Genomic DNA, 15153 nt, shown 5'->3' on the forward strand with positions numbered 1-15153 from the left:
AACAGTCCATGGGCGCGCTTTCTCATTTGCGGGTCCTGGATCTGTCGCGGGTGCTGGCCGGACCATGGTCCGGCCAGATCCTTGCGGATCTGGGGGCGGAGGTCATCAAGGTCGAGCGGCCGGGCAGCGGGGATGACACCCGCGCCTGGGGCCCGCCCTTCCTCAAGGATGCCAGAGGCGAGAACACCAGCGAGGCGGCTTACTATTTGTCGGCCAACCGCAACAAGCGCTCGGTGACCATCGACTTCACCCAGGCCGAGGGCCAGCGCCTGGTGCGCGAGCTGGCAGCCAAATCGGATGTGGTTATCGAGAACTTCAAGGTTGGCGGGCTGGCGGCCTATGGTCTGGACTATGAGAGCCTGCGTCAGATCAACCCGAATCTGATTTATTGCTCCATTACCGGTTTCGGTCAGACCGGTCCTTATGCCAAGCGTGCGGGTTACGACTTCATGATCCAGGGTCTGGGTGGGCTGATGAGCCTGACCGGGCGTCCGGAAGGTGATGAAGGGGCCGGGCCGGTGAAGGTTGGCGTGGCACTGACCGACATTCTTACCGGGCTGTATTCCACAGTGGCGATCCTGGCCGCCCTCGCCCATCGCGACCAGCATGGTGGCGGGCAGCACATTGATATGGCCTTGCTGGATGTACAGGTGGCTTGTCTGGCCAATCAGGCGATGAACTACCTCACTACTGGTAATGCGCCGCGTCGGTTGGGTAATGCGCATCCGAACATCGTGCCTTATCAGGACTTTCCTACTGCTGATGGGGACTTCATCCTGACCGTGGGCAATGACGGGCAATTCCGTAAGTTCGCCGAAGTGGCGGGTCAGCCGCAGTGGGCGGACGATCCACGCTTCGCTACCAACAAGCTGCGGGTGGCCAACCGTGCCGAGCTGATTCCGCTGATTCGTCAGGCCACGGTGTTCAAGACCACGGCAGAGTGGGTCAGTCAGCTGGAGCAAGCGGGCGTGCCGTGTGGGCCGATCAACGACTTGGCGCAAATGTTTGCTGATCCCCAGGTGAAGGCCCGCGGGCTGGCGATCGATATCCCGCATCCGCTGGCGGGCAGCGTGCCGCAGGTGGCCAGTCCGATCCGGCTGTCCGCTACGCCGGTGGAGTACCGCAATGCTCCTCCTTTATTGGGTGAGCATACCGAGCAGGTCCTCGGTGGCGTGCTAGGCCTGGCGGCGGAGGATATCCAGCGTCTGCGCGAGGCTGGGGTGCTCTGAGGGATTGCTCTTCTATATAGAAGAAAACGGGGCGTCGGCACTGATTTGAATCAATTTCAAATTAGTGCTTGACGCCCCGTTTTATCTCTCTATAATTCGCCCCACTTCCGGCGCAGTCGGAACGGAAAACTCCTTAGGATTCAACGAGTTAGACGTTTCAGGTAGTATCGGAAGTGCTTCGGTCGTTTACGAAGGCGGTTGAAAAAGGCAGTTGACAGCAGGTTGTAACGCTGTAGAATTCGCCTCCCGCTAACGAGAGATCGCAGCGAGTCAAGTGTTTGAAGTTGAACGAGAAATTCTGAAAAACTTCAAAATAAACGCTTGACAGGCTTAGAGGAAAGCGTAGAATGCGCGCCTCGGTTGAAGCGAAGTGCTTCACCAACCGCTCTTTAACAATCGAATCAAGCAATTCGTGTGGGTGCTTGTGATAATGGACTGGTAGTCAAAAAGATTATCAGCATCACAAGTGACTATACGAGAAATCGAAATAGTTCATTTTGAGATTGCTGAGCCAAGTTTAGGGTTTTCTCAAAACCCAAGCAGTATTGAACTGAAGAGTTTGATCATGGCTCAGATTGAACGCTGGCGGCAGGCCTAACACATGCAAGTCGAGCGGATGAGAAGAGCTTGCTCTTCGATTCAGCGGCGGACGGGTGAGTAATGCCTAGGAATCTGCCTGGTAGTGGGGGACAACGTTTCGAAAGGAACGCTAATACCGCATACGTCCTACGGGAGAAAGCAGGGGACCTTCGGGCCTTGCGCTATCAGATGAGCCTAGGTCGGATTAGCTAGTTGGTGAGGTAATGGCTCACCAAGGCGACGATCCGTAACTGGTCTGAGAGGATGATCAGTCACACTGGAACTGAGACACGGTCCAGACTCCTACGGGAGGCAGCAGTGGGGAATATTGGACAATGGGCGAAAGCCTGATCCAGCCATGCCGCGTGTGTGAAGAAGGTCTTCGGATTGTAAAGCACTTTAAGTTGGGAGGAAGGGCAGTAAGTTAATACCTTGCTGTTTTGACGTTACCAACAGAATAAGCACCGGCTAACTCTGTGCCAGCAGCCGCGGTAATACAGAGGGTGCAAGCGTTAATCGGAATTACTGGGCGTAAAGCGCGCGTAGGTGGTTCGTTAAGTTGGATGTGAAAGCCCCGGGCTCAACCTGGGAACTGCATCCAAAACTGGCGAGCTAGAGTAGGGCAGAGGGTGGTGGAATTTCCTGTGTAGCGGTGAAATGCGTAGATATAGGAAGGAACACCAGTGGCGAAGGCGACCACCTGGGCTCATACTGACACTGAGGTGCGAAAGCGTGGGGAGCAAACAGGATTAGATACCCTGGTAGTCCACGCCGTAAACGATGTCAACTAGCCGTTGGAATCCTTGAGATTTTAGTGGCGCAGCTAACGCATTAAGTTGACCGCCTGGGGAGTACGGCCGCAAGGTTAAAACTCAAATGAATTGACGGGGGCCCGCACAAGCGGTGGAGCATGTGGTTTAATTCGAAGCAACGCGAAGAACCTTACCAGGCCTTGACATGCAGAGAACTTTCCAGAGATGGATTGGTGCCTTCGGGAACTCTGACACAGGTGCTGCATGGCTGTCGTCAGCTCGTGTCGTGAGATGTTGGGTTAAGTCCCGTAACGAGCGCAACCCTTGTCCTTAGTTACCAGCACGTAATGGTGGGCACTCTAAGGAGACTGCCGGTGACAAACCGGAGGAAGGTGGGGATGACGTCAAGTCATCATGGCCCTTACGGCCTGGGCTACACACGTGCTACAATGGTCGGTACAGAGGGTTGCCAAGCCGCGAGGTGGAGCTAATCTCACAAAACCGATCGTAGTCCGGATCGCAGTCTGCAACTCGACTGCGTGAAGTCGGAATCGCTAGTAATCGCGAATCAGAATGTCGCGGTGAATACGTTCCCGGGCCTTGTACACACCGCCCGTCACACCATGGGAGTGGGTTGCACCAGAAGTAGCTAGTCTAACCTTCGGGAGGACGGTTACCACGGTGTGATTCATGACTGGGGTGAAGTCGTAACAAGGTAGCCGTAGGGGAACCTGCGGCTGGATCACCTCCTTAATCGACGACATCAGCCGTATCATGAGCTCCCACACGAATTGCTTGATTCATTGAAGAAGACGGAAAAGCAGCTTATTGGGTCTGTAGCTCAGTTGGTTAGAGCGCACCCCTGATAAGGGTGAGGTCGGCAGTTCGAATCTGCCCAGACCCACCAATTAAGTTACACCGCCTCAGTCTGGGGCCATAGCTCAGCTGGGAGAGCGCCTGCCTTGCACGCAGGAGGTCAGCGGTTCGATCCCGCTTGGCTCCACCATAATCTGCATCCTGTTGAAAGCTTAGAAATGAGCATTCGGTTCGAATGTTGATTTCTAGTCTTTATAGACTGGTCCGTTCTTTAAAAATTTGGGTATGTGATAGAAATAGACTGAACGACACTTTCACTGGTGTTGATTCAGGCTAAGGTAAAATTTGTGAGTGACTCTTAAGAGTTTTGCAAATTTTCGGCGAATGTCGTCTTCACAGTATAACCAGATTGCTTGGGGTTATATGGTCAAGTGAAGAAGCGCATACGGTGGATGCCTTGGCAGTCAGAGGCGATGAAAGACGTGGTAGCCTGCGATAAGCTCCGGGGAGTCGGCAAACAGACTTTGATCCGGAGATCTCTGAATGGGGGAACCCACTCAGCACAAGCTGAGTATCTTGCACTGAATACATAGGTGCAAGAGGCGAACCAGGGGAACTGAAACATCTAAGTACCCTGAGGAAAAGAAATCAACCGAGATTCCCTTAGTAGTGGCGAGCGAACGGGGACTAGCCCTTAAGTTGATTTGAGATTAGTGGAAGGCTCTGGAAAGTGCCGCCATAGTGGGTGATAGCCCCGTACACGAAAATCTCTTGTCAATGAAATCGAGTAGGACGGAGCACGAGAAACTTTGTCTGAATATGGGGGGACCATCCTCCAAGGCTAAATACTACTGACTGACCGATAGTGAACCAGTACCGTGAGGGAAAGGCGAAAAGAACCCCGGAGAGGGGAGTGAAATAGAACCTGAAACCGTATGCGTACAAGCAGTGGGAGCCTACTTTGTTAGGTGACTGCGTACCTTTTGTATAATGGGTCAGCGACTTATATTCAGTGGCGAGCTTAACCGAATAGGGGAGGCGTAGCGAAAGCGAGTCTTAATAGGGCGCTTAGTCGCTGGGTATAGACCCGAAACCGGGCGATCTATCCATGGGCAGGTTGAAGGTTAGGTAACACTGACTGGAGGACCGAACCGACTACCGTTGAAAAGTTAGCGGATGACCTGTGGATCGGAGTGAAAGGCTAATCAAGCTCGGAGATAGCTGGTTCTCCTCGAAAGCTATTTAGGTAGCGCCTCATGTATCACTGTAGGGGGTAGAGCACTGTTTCGGCTAGGGGGTCATCCCGACTTACCAAACCGATGCAAACTCCGAATACCTACAAGTGCCGAGCATGGGAGACACACGGCGGGTGCTAACGTCCGTCGTGAAAAGGGAAACAACCCAGACCGTCAGCTAAGGTCCCAAAGTCATGGTTAAGTGGGAAACGATGTGGGAAGGCTTAGACAGCTAGGAGGTTGGCTTAGAAGCAGCCACCCTTTAAAGAAAGCGTAATAGCTCACTAGTCGAGTCGGCCTGCGCGGAAGATGTAACGGGGCTCAAACCATGCACCGAAGCTACGGGTATCACTTAGGTGATGCGGTAGAGGAGCGTTCTGTAAGCCTGTGAAGGTGAGTTGAGAAGCTTGCTGGAGGTATCAGAAGTGCGAATGCTGACATGAGTAACGACAATGGGAGTGAAAAACTCCCACGCCGAAAGACCAAGGTTTCCTGCGCAACGTTAATCGACGCAGGGTTAGTCGGTCCCTAAGGCGAGGCTGAAAAGCGTAGTCGATGGAAAACAGGTTAATATTCCTGTACTTCCGGTTATTGCGATGGAGGGACGGAGAAGGCTAGGCCAGCTTGGCGTTGGTTGTCCAAGTTTAAGGTGGTAGGCTGGAATCTTAGGTAAATCCGGGATTTCAAGGCCGAGAGCTGATGACGAGTTGCCTTTAGGCGACGAAGTGGTTGATGCCATGCTTCCAAGAAAAGCTTCTAAGCTTCAGATAACCGGGAACCGTACCCCAAACCGACACAGGTGGTTGGGTAGAGAATACCAAGGCGCTTGAGAGAACTCGGGTGAAGGAACTAGGCAAAATGGCACCGTAACTTCGGGAGAAGGTGCGCCGGCGAGGGTGAAGGACTTGCTCCGTAAGCCCATGCCGGTCGAAGATACCAGGCCGCTGCGACTGTTTATTAAAAACACAGCACTCTGCAAACACGAAAGTGGACGTATAGGGTGTGACGCCTGCCCGGTGCCGGAAGGTTAATTGATGGGGTTAGCTAACGCGAAGCTCTTGATCGAAGCCCCGGTAAACGGCGGCCGTAACTATAACGGTCCTAAGGTAGCGAAATTCCTTGTCGGGTAAGTTCCGACCTGCACGAATGGCGTAACGATGGCGGCGCTGTCTCCACCCGAGACTCAGTGAAATTGAAATCGCTGTGAAGATGCAGTGTATCCGCGGCTAGACGGAAAGACCCCGTGAACCTTTACTATAGCTTTGCACTGGACTTTGAATTTGCTTGTGTAGGATAGGTGGGAGGCTTTGAAGCGTGGACGCCAGTTCGCGTGGAGCCATCCTTGAAATACCACCCTGGCAACTTTGAGGTTCTAACTCAGGTCCGTTATCCGGATCGAGGACAGTGTATGGTGGGTAGTTTGACTGGGGCGGTCTCCTCCTAAAGAGTAACGGAGGAGTACGAAGGTGCGCTCAGACCGGTCGGAAATCGGTCGTAGAGTATAAAGGCAAAAGCGCGCTTGACTGCGAGACAGACACGTCGAGCAGGTACGAAAGTAGGTCTTAGTGATCCGGTGGTTCTGTATGGAAGGGCCATCGCTCAACGGATAAAAGGTACTCCGGGGATAACAGGCTGATACCGCCCAAGAGTTCATATCGACGGCGGTGTTTGGCACCTCGATGTCGGCTCATCACATCCTGGGGCTGAAGCCGGTCCCAAGGGTATGGCTGTTCGCCATTTAAAGTGGTACGCGAGCTGGGTTTAGAACGTCGTGAGACAGTTCGGTCCCTATCTGCCGTGGACGTTTGAGATTTGAGAGGGGCTGCTCCTAGTACGAGAGGACCGGAGTGGACGAACCTCTGGTGTTCCGGTTGTCACGCCAGTGGCATTGCCGGGTAGCTATGTTCGGAAGAGATAACCGCTGAAAGCATCTAAGCGGGAAACTTGCCTCAAGATGAGATCTCACTGGAGCCTTGAGCTCCCTGAAGGGCCGTCGAAGACTACGACGTTGATAGGTTGGGTGTGTAAGCGCTGTGAGGCGTTGAGCTAACCAATACTAATTGCCCGTGAGGCTTGACCATATAACACCCAAGCAATTTGAGTGAGGCCGGAAGGCGCGCCAGATTGCGGTGTTGTGAAGACGAAATGACCGAAAGTTTGCGACTCACACATCACATACCCGATTTGTCGTAGCGTTGAAAGACGAGACGACAGCCAGAATTTCTTGACGACCATAGAGCGTTGGAACCACCTGATCCCATCCCGAACTCAGCAGTGAAACGACGCATCGCCGATGGTAGTGTGGAGCTTCTCCATGTGAGAGTAGGTCATCGTCAAGATTAAATTCCGAAACCCCTATCTGCGTAAGCAGGTAGGGGTTTTGTCTTTAAGTAGAAGTACCAAGAATTTCGCTGAGGCTGTTGCCTGACGACAGATCGGCACACAGAATTTCTTGACGACCATAGAGCGTTGGAACCACCTGATCCCATCCCGAACTCAGCAGTGAAACGACGCATCGCCGATGGTAGTGTGGAGCTTCTCCATGTGAGAGTAGGTCATCGTCAAGATTCAAATCCAGAACCCCTGTCTGCCCTGCAGACAGGGGTTTTGTCTTTTCAGGCTTGTGGTTTTCAACTGAGCAGGTTGCGCACGTTGTTCATCGCCTCATCGGCGAACTTCTGCAGGAACGCCTGAAAGCCTGGCAGCGCCTCCGCACCGCCGTCATAGGGCTCGCCCTGGATGGTCCAGATCGCCCTGCTACGGCCTTCACCCAGCTCCTTCACCTCCATGGCCGCCCACAGGTTGCCGATGTTCAGGCTGGTGTGGATCAGGCTCCAGGTCATGGTCATCGCCTTGTCGTCCCGGGAGTTCAGTTGCTCGATAACGAAGTTGTTGTCCTTGAAGAACTTCTTGCGAATCGAGCGCACGCCGCTACCGGTCATCTCGATATGGCTCAGCGCCGGAATGAACACCGCGAAACCGGCGAAGTTGCCCACGATGTTCCACACGCTCGCTGAGTCCGCAGCGATATCGACCTGGGACACGACCAGGCAGCCTTCAGGATTGCGAACCAGCGTATCGGGTTTCAGTGCTTGCATGATGTTGCTCCTCTGGGTGGTGAATCAGATGAACTGGATTTCTCGCAGGTACTGACAGCCCCGTGCCAGCAGGGCCGGATTCTTCTCTGGATAGCGATCGCCCATGCGCTGCACCCCTTCGCGAGCATTGGCGTGATCGATCAGCGAGGTGTCGCCGATGTCCTCTTCGAAACCTTCGAGATAGAAGCCGAGGACGTCGAACAGCGCGTTGTCGCGATCAACCCGTTGCAGTTCGCGTTGCCAGCGCGCCACGCTGACCAGTTCGAAGGTCTGGCCATAATCGCGAAACGCGCTGACATAGCGCTCCCAGCGCAAAGGTTCGGGGTTGTGCAGGTTGAACACGGCCTGAGCGGCGCGATAACGACTGGCATGGAAACCAATGAAGCGAGCCAGGAAGTCCACCGGCATCAGGTCGAATTCCAGCTCCAGCGCCGGTACCTGGCCCAATTGCAATGAACCCTTGAGCATCAGCATCAGACGGTTTCTGTGTGGCTGTGAGACGCCGCTGATGCTGTTGAAGGATATATTCCCGGGGCGGAACAGGTTGACCCATACCCCTTGCTCGCGAGCCCGCTCCAGGATCCGTTCGCCGACCCACTTGCTGAGGTTGTAGCCATTGCGGATGTAGAGCGGCGGTGTCGCCGCTGCCGGCGCTTCCAATACCCGGCCTTGTTCATCCCTGGCACTGCAGGCGGAAAGGGTGGAGACGAAATTGAAGATCTTCTTGCTGCGCCCCTCGCACAGGCGCAGGCATTCAAACAGCGGCTGGACGTTGTCTGCCGCTAGCGCAGGGTAATCCAGCACATGATTGACCTGCGCTGCATTGTGGATAAGTGCGCCGTAGCGCCGGTCGAGGTCTTCGTAGTCGCTGTCGCTCAAGCCGAATCGCGGCTTGCGCAGATCTGCCTCGAACACTCGAATGCGTCTCCAGTCCAGGTCCCCGATACGGTTGTCGGCCAAGGCCTGGGCAAAGCGCTCGGCCGCGGAAACACCCTCGCCACGTCGCACCAGGCAAGCCACCTCGGTCGCCCCCCAGCCCAGCAAAGCCTCGACGATATGCACGCCAAGAAAGCTGTTGGCACCGGTGACGATCACCTTGTGCACATCCCCCAGTCGTTCGATCGGTAGTGCCCGCAACCCCAGCGGGCGATCGGCGTCGGCCAGTGCCTGAGGATGCAGCGCGCCATTCCCGTCCGCTTCGCCACTGAGCAGCGCAGCCAGGCGCAGCAGGGTCGGCTCCTCGATAAAGCGATTGATCGGGATACCTCGCCCGAAGGCCTCGCGAATCGCCAACAGCAGGCGCGACAGCAGGATCGAATGTCCGCCGAGATTGAAGAAACTGTCGTCGGTGGAGATATCCTCTGCAGGCAGCTCCAGCAGTTCGCTCCACAGTTCCAGCAGTCGGCTCTCCAGCGGATTCGCCGGCACCAGCCGCTGTACCGTGGCTGCCAGGTTCACCGGCATCTCCAGCAATGCCCGGCGATCGACCTTGCCATTGGCCGTGTAGGGCATGCGAGGCAGCACTTGGTAGAGCACGGGACGCATATAGTCGGGAAGGTGCTGCTCGGCATGGGCTCGCAGGTGCTTGATCGCCTCGGCCTCACGCGGCTGGGCGAGAAAGGCCAGCACCCGGCGTTGCACGTCGATCACCACAGCCACCTGAGCGAACGACCGGCTGGCCCGCAGGCAATGCTCAATCTCTTCCGGCTCGACGCGGAAGCCGCGTATCTTTACCTGGTTGTCGCGTCGTCCGCAGATCTCAATACCCTCGACGGTCCATTGCGCCAGGTCGCCGGTGCGGTAAAGGCGCAGGGGTTCACCGTCCGGCAGATCCAGGGTGATGAAGCGCTCGGCACTCAGCACGGCATTGTTCAAATAGCCCAGGCCCACGCCAGGGCCGCCGATGTAGAGCTCGCCAGCGCTGTGCTCCGGCACCGGCTGCAGCGCCTCATCAAGCAGCAGCACTCGGGCATTGTCGATCGGCACACCGAGGTTGCGCACATTGTCGCCAGCGGCGAAGACCCGGGTGGTGGCCAGTACCGTGGTTTCCGTCGGGCCGTAGATATTGTGGAAGCGGCATTGCCCGGCAAACCGCTCGATCACCTCCGGCTCGCAGACGTCACCGCCGGTGATCAGATGTTCCAGGCCGCTGTCCTCCAGCCGCAGCAGACTGAGCAGGGCTGGGGGCAGGAACGCATGGCTGACCTCCTGGCGCTGGATCAGTGCCTCCAGTTGCGTGGGGTCTTGCCGTTGCGCTTCGTTGGGCACCACCAGTTCCGCCCCGCACACCCAGGTCGGGATGATGTCGAGCAGTGAGGCGTCGAAATTGATGGTGGAAAACTGCAACGCCCGACTCTGCGTGCACAGTCCCACGTGCCCGGCGTACCAGGCCTGGAAGTGGCTGATGTTGCGCTGGCTGAGCACCACGCCTTTAGGGTGGCCTGTGGTGCCGGAGGTATAGATCGCGACACAGGGCGCGTCTGCTGCCGGGTGACAGCGCATCAGCCCGGTCAGTGGCAAGGGTTCAGGCAACTGACTCAGGTCGAGCCCCGGAATCGACCTATCCCATTCCGGGAATCGTCCGTCATGAATCAACACACTGGCCTGGGCGTTCTTCACGATGAAGCGCAGTCGCTCCGGTGGAGTCGCCGGGTCCAGTGGCAGATAGACAGCCCCACAGCCGAGTACGGCCAGGAGGCTGGCATACAACGCCAGCGACTTCGGCAGACAGACTGCGACCAGTGGTGCATCACCATCCAAGGACGGCAGCAACTGCGCCTGGATCGCCAGCGCCTGGGCGTGCAGTTGTGCATAACTGATTCGCTGTCCATCGAAGTTCAGCGCCGGCAGCCGCGCATGCTGCACCAGGCTGTGTTCCAGCCGTTCGATGACGGGCGTTTCGCTGGCTCGCAGCAGGTCGTGCTGTGCTCCCCGGTTGAACACATGCAGCCAGGCCAGGCGTTCCAGCCAGGGAAGGGGATGCTCGTGGGCCTGGCGCATCGGTCCGATGGCTTCGGCCTCGCGGAAATACTCGGGGTTGCGTGAGAAACGGCTGACATGCAGCGCCACGCGCTCGCGCAAGGTATCCAGCGCCATTAGATGCAACGCCTGGCCGTTGCCTGACGCTTCCTGAGGCAGCGGCTGGCGGTCGATCAGACGTTGGGCGCGGGCGGTCCCGCTCCAGTACAGCAACTCCAGTTCAGGCAACTCACCCTCGACCAGCGCACCGCTGCCGACCCGCAGGCTGAGAAAGGCGCACCCGGCGACCTCCGGCAATTCGACACTGCCGTCCTCGATAAGCAGGTCGGATCGGGTGAGCGGGCAGCCTTCCGTCAGCCGGTGCAGGATATGCCCATGCTGTACCAGCTCATCGAACAGCTGGTGCAGGGCCGGACTGGTACCGACCAGCAGAATATCCAGGCGTCTCATGGTTCTCTCCTTGGCGGCGGCAGGTACTCGGCCAGCGCGGCTTGCACGTAAGGCGCGTCGAGCAGCGTGCTGTTTTTGAAAAAGCGCAGGATGTTGCCCAGCAGGGGATGCTGGTGGGTGATCGGCCAGGCCATGCCGGCCACCTCCTCGCGTAGTGCTGTGGCGACTTGCGCGGTAACGTCCAACGCTGCGATAAGGCGGAAATCGAAGTCCTGCTGGATGTCGTTGGTCAGGTATTGACCAATGAACACCGGCAGCACCCGGGCAATGGCCTGACGGTCCGCTTCCGGTGCCTGGCTCCAGTACAGGCGCGCCAGCCGTGCCCAGAAGGAGGAGTGGCGGCCCTCGTCGAGCAGGTGATCGGCCATCAGGCCCTTGATCGATGTCTTGACGCTGTCATCCCGGGCGAAGGCGGCGACGTCATTGGTCAGGGTGTTCTCGGCGATGCCCACGCAGACCAGCTCCAGCGCATCCCGCAGATGTGCCGGCACCATCGCCAGGGCTGCTGGAATGGCCCGGCTCAGCTCGATTTCCGCTGGCAGCATGATCGGCTCGATGCCGGTCAGCGCGATGGTCTGCTGCATGAAGTCCATGGCCACCAGCGCGTGGTAATCCTCGTCCACTACCACGGTCATGGCGTCGTAGCGACAGGCGAAGGGAAAGCACACGGCGAAGCGGTTCTTGGCAATGGCGCGGGCGGTGCGGTCGACGATCTCGGTCTCGAAGATGACCACGTCGTTGATGAACTTGTAGAGGCTTTGCACCAGGACGAAATCGCGCAGCTGCGGGCATTCGCGCTGGAAGGTCGCGGTGAGCACCAGCGACTGGCGACTCAGCGGGAAGATCAGCCGCTGATCGTCCTCCACCAGGCGTCGTGGGCGGGTACGGATGGTCGCGCGGCTTTCCCAGGTATCGGCGAAGGATTCATAGTCGAGAGGGTTCATACGCTGGCCTCGGCAACTTCCTGGCGCATCGACAGACGCAGCCGATCCCAGAAGGCCAGGCGGCTCTCTACCGCGGCGATGGCGGCCTCGTACACCTCGCGCTCGCGCTGCGCATCGTCGTTGACCAGGCGTGCCAGCAACTGCCCGGCGGCCGGACCGTGGTCCTCGGAATCCACCTCGATATGGCGCTGCAAGTAGTAGCGGAAGGTCGGCGCCTGGTTGCCGGTGATGCCCCAGTCATCGAGGATGCGTTGGAACATGGTCGGGATGACGCTCTCGCGACCATGCAGGAAGGCCGCAGCCACGGCATGGGCCGGCGCGTTGAGGGCAATTTCCAGAGTCTGCTCGACGAAATGTCGCGCCGCTTCGCTGGCCCCGGCGCCGTGCAATGCGGCATGATGGTGCACGCCGTCGCGCTGCAGAGCGACGAAGCGCTCGATGCTGTCCGTGCGCGCGCCGACTTCGCGCATGGCATCCAGATACAACTCGAAATGGCTGTAGTGGCCGTGATCGACGCGGTCGTCGGACTCCTCGCCCAGCACGATCTCATTGATCAGGCGGGCGGCCTTCGGGTCCTGCGGCGGTAGCCAAGGCAACTGAATGCACGTCAGTTCCTGCTGCAGGCGCTTGGTCAGTGACATGAAGTCCCACACTGCATAGACATGGGTTTCCATGAACCGGCGCAATACCGGCAATGAATCGATTTCAGCGAAGATGGAATGGTTCGCCAGTTCGGTTTTCTTTTCATGTAACAGTTGTTCGAGACTGTTCATTGCAAGTTCCTTGAGTGATCTGACGGCAGCGCAAGTTTGGCGATAGTCATTGATTCCGGGCGAGCGCCGGCCCTGGGCAATAACCATGGAGAATCAATTGGGTATCGAGTGTTGCCGAGGCAGCCGTTACGGGTATTCGCTGCTGGCATGGAGAAGCTAAGGCAACTTCAAAATATCTCGCAAGCTATTTTTTGGATATATTTTGTTTGGCGAATTTTTCAAGTTGTAAGTGCGCGATAAAACAATTTAAAGTTGTTTTATTGATGTGAGAGTGCCCGCTCCGGCTATTTACAGCCAAAGTCATTTATTAGTGAGTGAATGCCTCACTCCGGGCACTGTTGCAGCGCTGGAATTCGGTTGAATGGACTCTGGGGGCGGTTGATCGCAATCGGCCCTCGCCCGGGGCGCGCTCCTTCTGCTGGTGGAAATGAGGCAGGCGACCGGGCCGTACCGCAGCCGATCAAGAGGTCGCTTGCTCAGTAAGAGTGTGCAGAAAACACCATGACTGTCATGGATCGACGAAGGCGATGTGGGATGTGGGAAGGCAGAGCAAGGGCAGGGCCCGCCGTCGCGGTGGGCCCGATTTCAGGCAGCGAGACTACGGATTCGTCTTCGCCAGGTAGTCGCGGATGGTCTTCATCGCGTTGTTGAGGTGGCGGTGCAGCACGGTCACGGCCAGCTCGATGTCCTGGTCGCTGGCCGCGTCGGTCAGGCCGTTGTGATCGTCCTGGGTCAGCTTGCCCAGGCCCATGGACGACAGGTGGAAACGCAGGAAGCGCTCTTCCTGCAACAATTCGTTATCAATCAGCCGCAGCAGCTTCTGGTTGGTGGCCTTGCTGTACAGGGTCATGTGGAACAACCGGTTCAGACGACCGATCTCGGAATGGCGGGTTTCGTTTTCCAGCTCGTTTATGTAGCTGCGGGCCTGGGCGATGTCGGCGGCGTCCAGCAACGGGATCGACTGGCGCAGTGCTTCGGTTTCCAGCATGACACGCAGTTCGTAAGTGTCGACGGCATCCTCGCCGATCAGCGGGGCGACTACTGCGCCCTTGTGCGCCACTACCTTTAGCAGGGACTGCGCCTCCAACTGGCGCAGCGCCTCGCGCACCGGCATGCGGCTGACCCCGAACAGCGTTGCCAATTCCTGCTGACGCACCGCCATGCCCGGTGGCAGCCGGCCATCGAGGATGGCGCTGCGCAAGCGTTCTTCGATCACGCTGCGCGCCAGGTGCGGGGGCACCTGCTCGTCACCCAGGATGCTGCTAAGGATTTTGGTTTTTCCGGCCACGCTCGTGTTGTCCTGCAATGCGGCGCTTGATTGGATCCAATCAAGCTAGTGAGGGAGTCGATTCTTGTCAAACCGGTCGGCGCTGATTGGCGGAATCGTTTCGCCCTGCGGCGCAACGCGCCTGCCGCTGAATCGCGGTGCTAATCGTGAAGGAACTTTGACGGGAAAGAAAGTGTGGCCCCTGGTCGCGCGTCAACCGATTGTCGGAGGTTTATCGCGCTGATATCAAAGTGATTGTCCTGTGCCATTGTCTTTTCCCCGGTGTAGCGGCACCATCGGCGTTTCCAGGGATTTCGCGGACAGTTTGCCTTGGCGATACGTTGGACCTTTTCTCTGACCATGCGCCGGGTAGGGCTGGCCCTGCTGCTCGGCCTGGCCATGCTGGGCGGGCTGCGCGCGGATTGGGACTTCTCCCAGATCAGCCGCAAGGCCGCGGCCCTCTATGGCCCGCTGGGCGCTGGCCAGCAGCGCATCGATGCCTGGCAGCAACTGCTGGCGACGCAGAAGCAGCTCAGCGATGCCGAGCGCCTGCAGGTGGTCAACCAGTTCTTCAACCGCCAGTTGCGCTATGAAGAGGACATCGACCTGTGGCACGAAGTCGACTACTGGGCCACACCGATCCAGTCGCTGATCAAGGGCGCGGGAGACTGCGAGGACTACGCTATCGCCAAGTACTTCAGCCTGCGCCACCTTGGCGTCCCTGCGGAAAAACTGCGTATCACCTACGTCAAGGCCCTGCGCCAGAACCGCGCGCACATGGTCCTGACCTACTATTCCAGCCCTGACGCCATGCCTCTGGTACTCGACAGCCTGATGGACGCGATCAAGCCGGCCAGCCAGCGCCCTGACCTGTTGCCGGTCTATGCCTTCAACGGCGAGGGCCTGTGGCTGACCGGCGCGGCGGGCAACAAGAAAGTGGGCGATACCAAGCGCCTGTCGCGCTGGCAGGATCTGTTAAAGAAAATGCAGGCGGAGGGATTCCCTGCCGAGCCGGTCTACTGAGGAGCTCC

General features: G+C 57.8%; 7 protein-coding genes, 2 tRNA genes and 4 rRNA genes. 8 read left to right on the forward strand and 5 right to left on the reverse strand.

Features of this window, described 5'->3' with window-relative positions; genetic code table 11:
* Nucleotides 1–8 precede the first annotated feature (8 nt).
* The 7 genes from AC5QPF_RS00910 (at nt 9) to rrf (AC5QPF_RS00940) (ending at nt 7178) form a co-directional block, all read left to right on the forward strand.
* Complete coding sequence (locus AC5QPF_RS00910; protein WP_494961618.1) at nt 9–1229, forward strand: CoA transferase; 1221 nt, start codon at nt 9–11, stop codon at nt 1227–1229.
* A 547-nt stretch (nt 1230–1776) separates the two neighbouring features.
* Nucleotides 1777–3313: ribosomal RNA gene (locus AC5QPF_RS00915) — 16S ribosomal RNA — on the forward strand.
* A 77-nt stretch (nt 3314–3390) separates the two neighbouring features.
* A tRNA-Ile gene (locus AC5QPF_RS00920) sits at nt 3391–3467 on the forward strand.
* A 23-nt stretch (nt 3468–3490) separates the two neighbouring features.
* Nucleotides 3491–3566: transfer RNA gene (locus AC5QPF_RS00925), tRNA-Ala, on the forward strand.
* Nucleotides 3567–3801: 235 nt separating this feature from the next.
* Nucleotides 3802–6692, forward strand: a 23S ribosomal RNA gene (locus AC5QPF_RS00930).
* A gap of 142 nt (nt 6693–6834) precedes the next feature.
* A 5S ribosomal RNA gene (rrf, locus tag AC5QPF_RS00935) occupies nt 6835–6950 on the forward strand.
* Between the two features lie 112 nt (nt 6951–7062).
* Nucleotides 7063–7178, forward strand: a 5S ribosomal RNA gene (gene rrf / locus AC5QPF_RS00940).
* Together the 16S, 23S and 5S rRNA genes with 2 tRNA genes alongside form the textbook arrangement of a ribosomal RNA operon.
* 63 nt (nt 7179–7241) lie before the next feature.
* On the opposite strand, the gene AC5QPF_RS00945 is transcribed toward rrf (AC5QPF_RS00940), so the two are convergent.
* The 5 genes from AC5QPF_RS00945 to AC5QPF_RS00965 form a co-directional block, all read right to left on the reverse strand.
* Complete coding sequence (locus tag AC5QPF_RS00945) at nt 7242–7709, reverse strand: SRPBCC family protein (RefSeq protein WP_494961619.1); 468 nt, start codon at nt 7707–7709, stop codon at nt 7242–7244.
* Nucleotides 7710–7733: 24 nt separating this feature from the next.
* Nucleotides 7734–11138, reverse strand: coding sequence for an amino acid adenylation domain-containing protein (locus tag AC5QPF_RS00950; protein WP_494961620.1), 3405 nt, complete (start codon nt 11136–11138; stop codon nt 7734–7736).
* Nucleotides 11135–12082: a diiron oxygenase gene (locus AC5QPF_RS00955; protein ID WP_494961621.1), complete on the reverse strand. Its 948-nt coding sequence runs from the start codon at nt 12080–12082 to the stop codon at nt 11135–11137. Before AC5QPF_RS00955 ends, AC5QPF_RS00950 begins: the two co-directional genes overlap by 4 nt.
* Nucleotides 12079–12855: a DUF3050 domain-containing protein gene (locus AC5QPF_RS00960; RefSeq protein ID WP_494961622.1), complete on the reverse strand. Its 777-nt coding sequence runs from the start codon at nt 12853–12855 to the stop codon at nt 12079–12081. Before AC5QPF_RS00960 ends, AC5QPF_RS00955 begins: the two co-directional genes overlap by 4 nt.
* A 598-nt stretch (nt 12856–13453) precedes the next feature.
* Nucleotides 13454–14143 carry an FCD domain-containing protein gene (locus tag AC5QPF_RS00965; protein WP_494961623.1) on the reverse strand — a complete coding sequence of 230 codons (690 nt, stop codon included), beginning with the start codon at nt 14141–14143 and terminating at the stop codon, nt 13454–13456.
* A 339-nt stretch (nt 14144–14482) separates the two neighbouring features.
* Here AC5QPF_RS00965 and lapG point away from each other — a divergent pair, with 339 nt between their 5' ends.
* Nucleotides 14483–15145 (forward strand): cysteine protease LapG, encoded by a 663-nt coding sequence (gene lapG / locus AC5QPF_RS00970; protein WP_494964100.1) that lies wholly within the window; start codon nt 14483–14485, stop codon nt 15143–15145.
* The last annotated feature ends 8 nt before the right edge of the window (nt 15146–15153 follow it).

Source organism: Pseudomonas sp. Con_6, assembly GCF_059379395.1.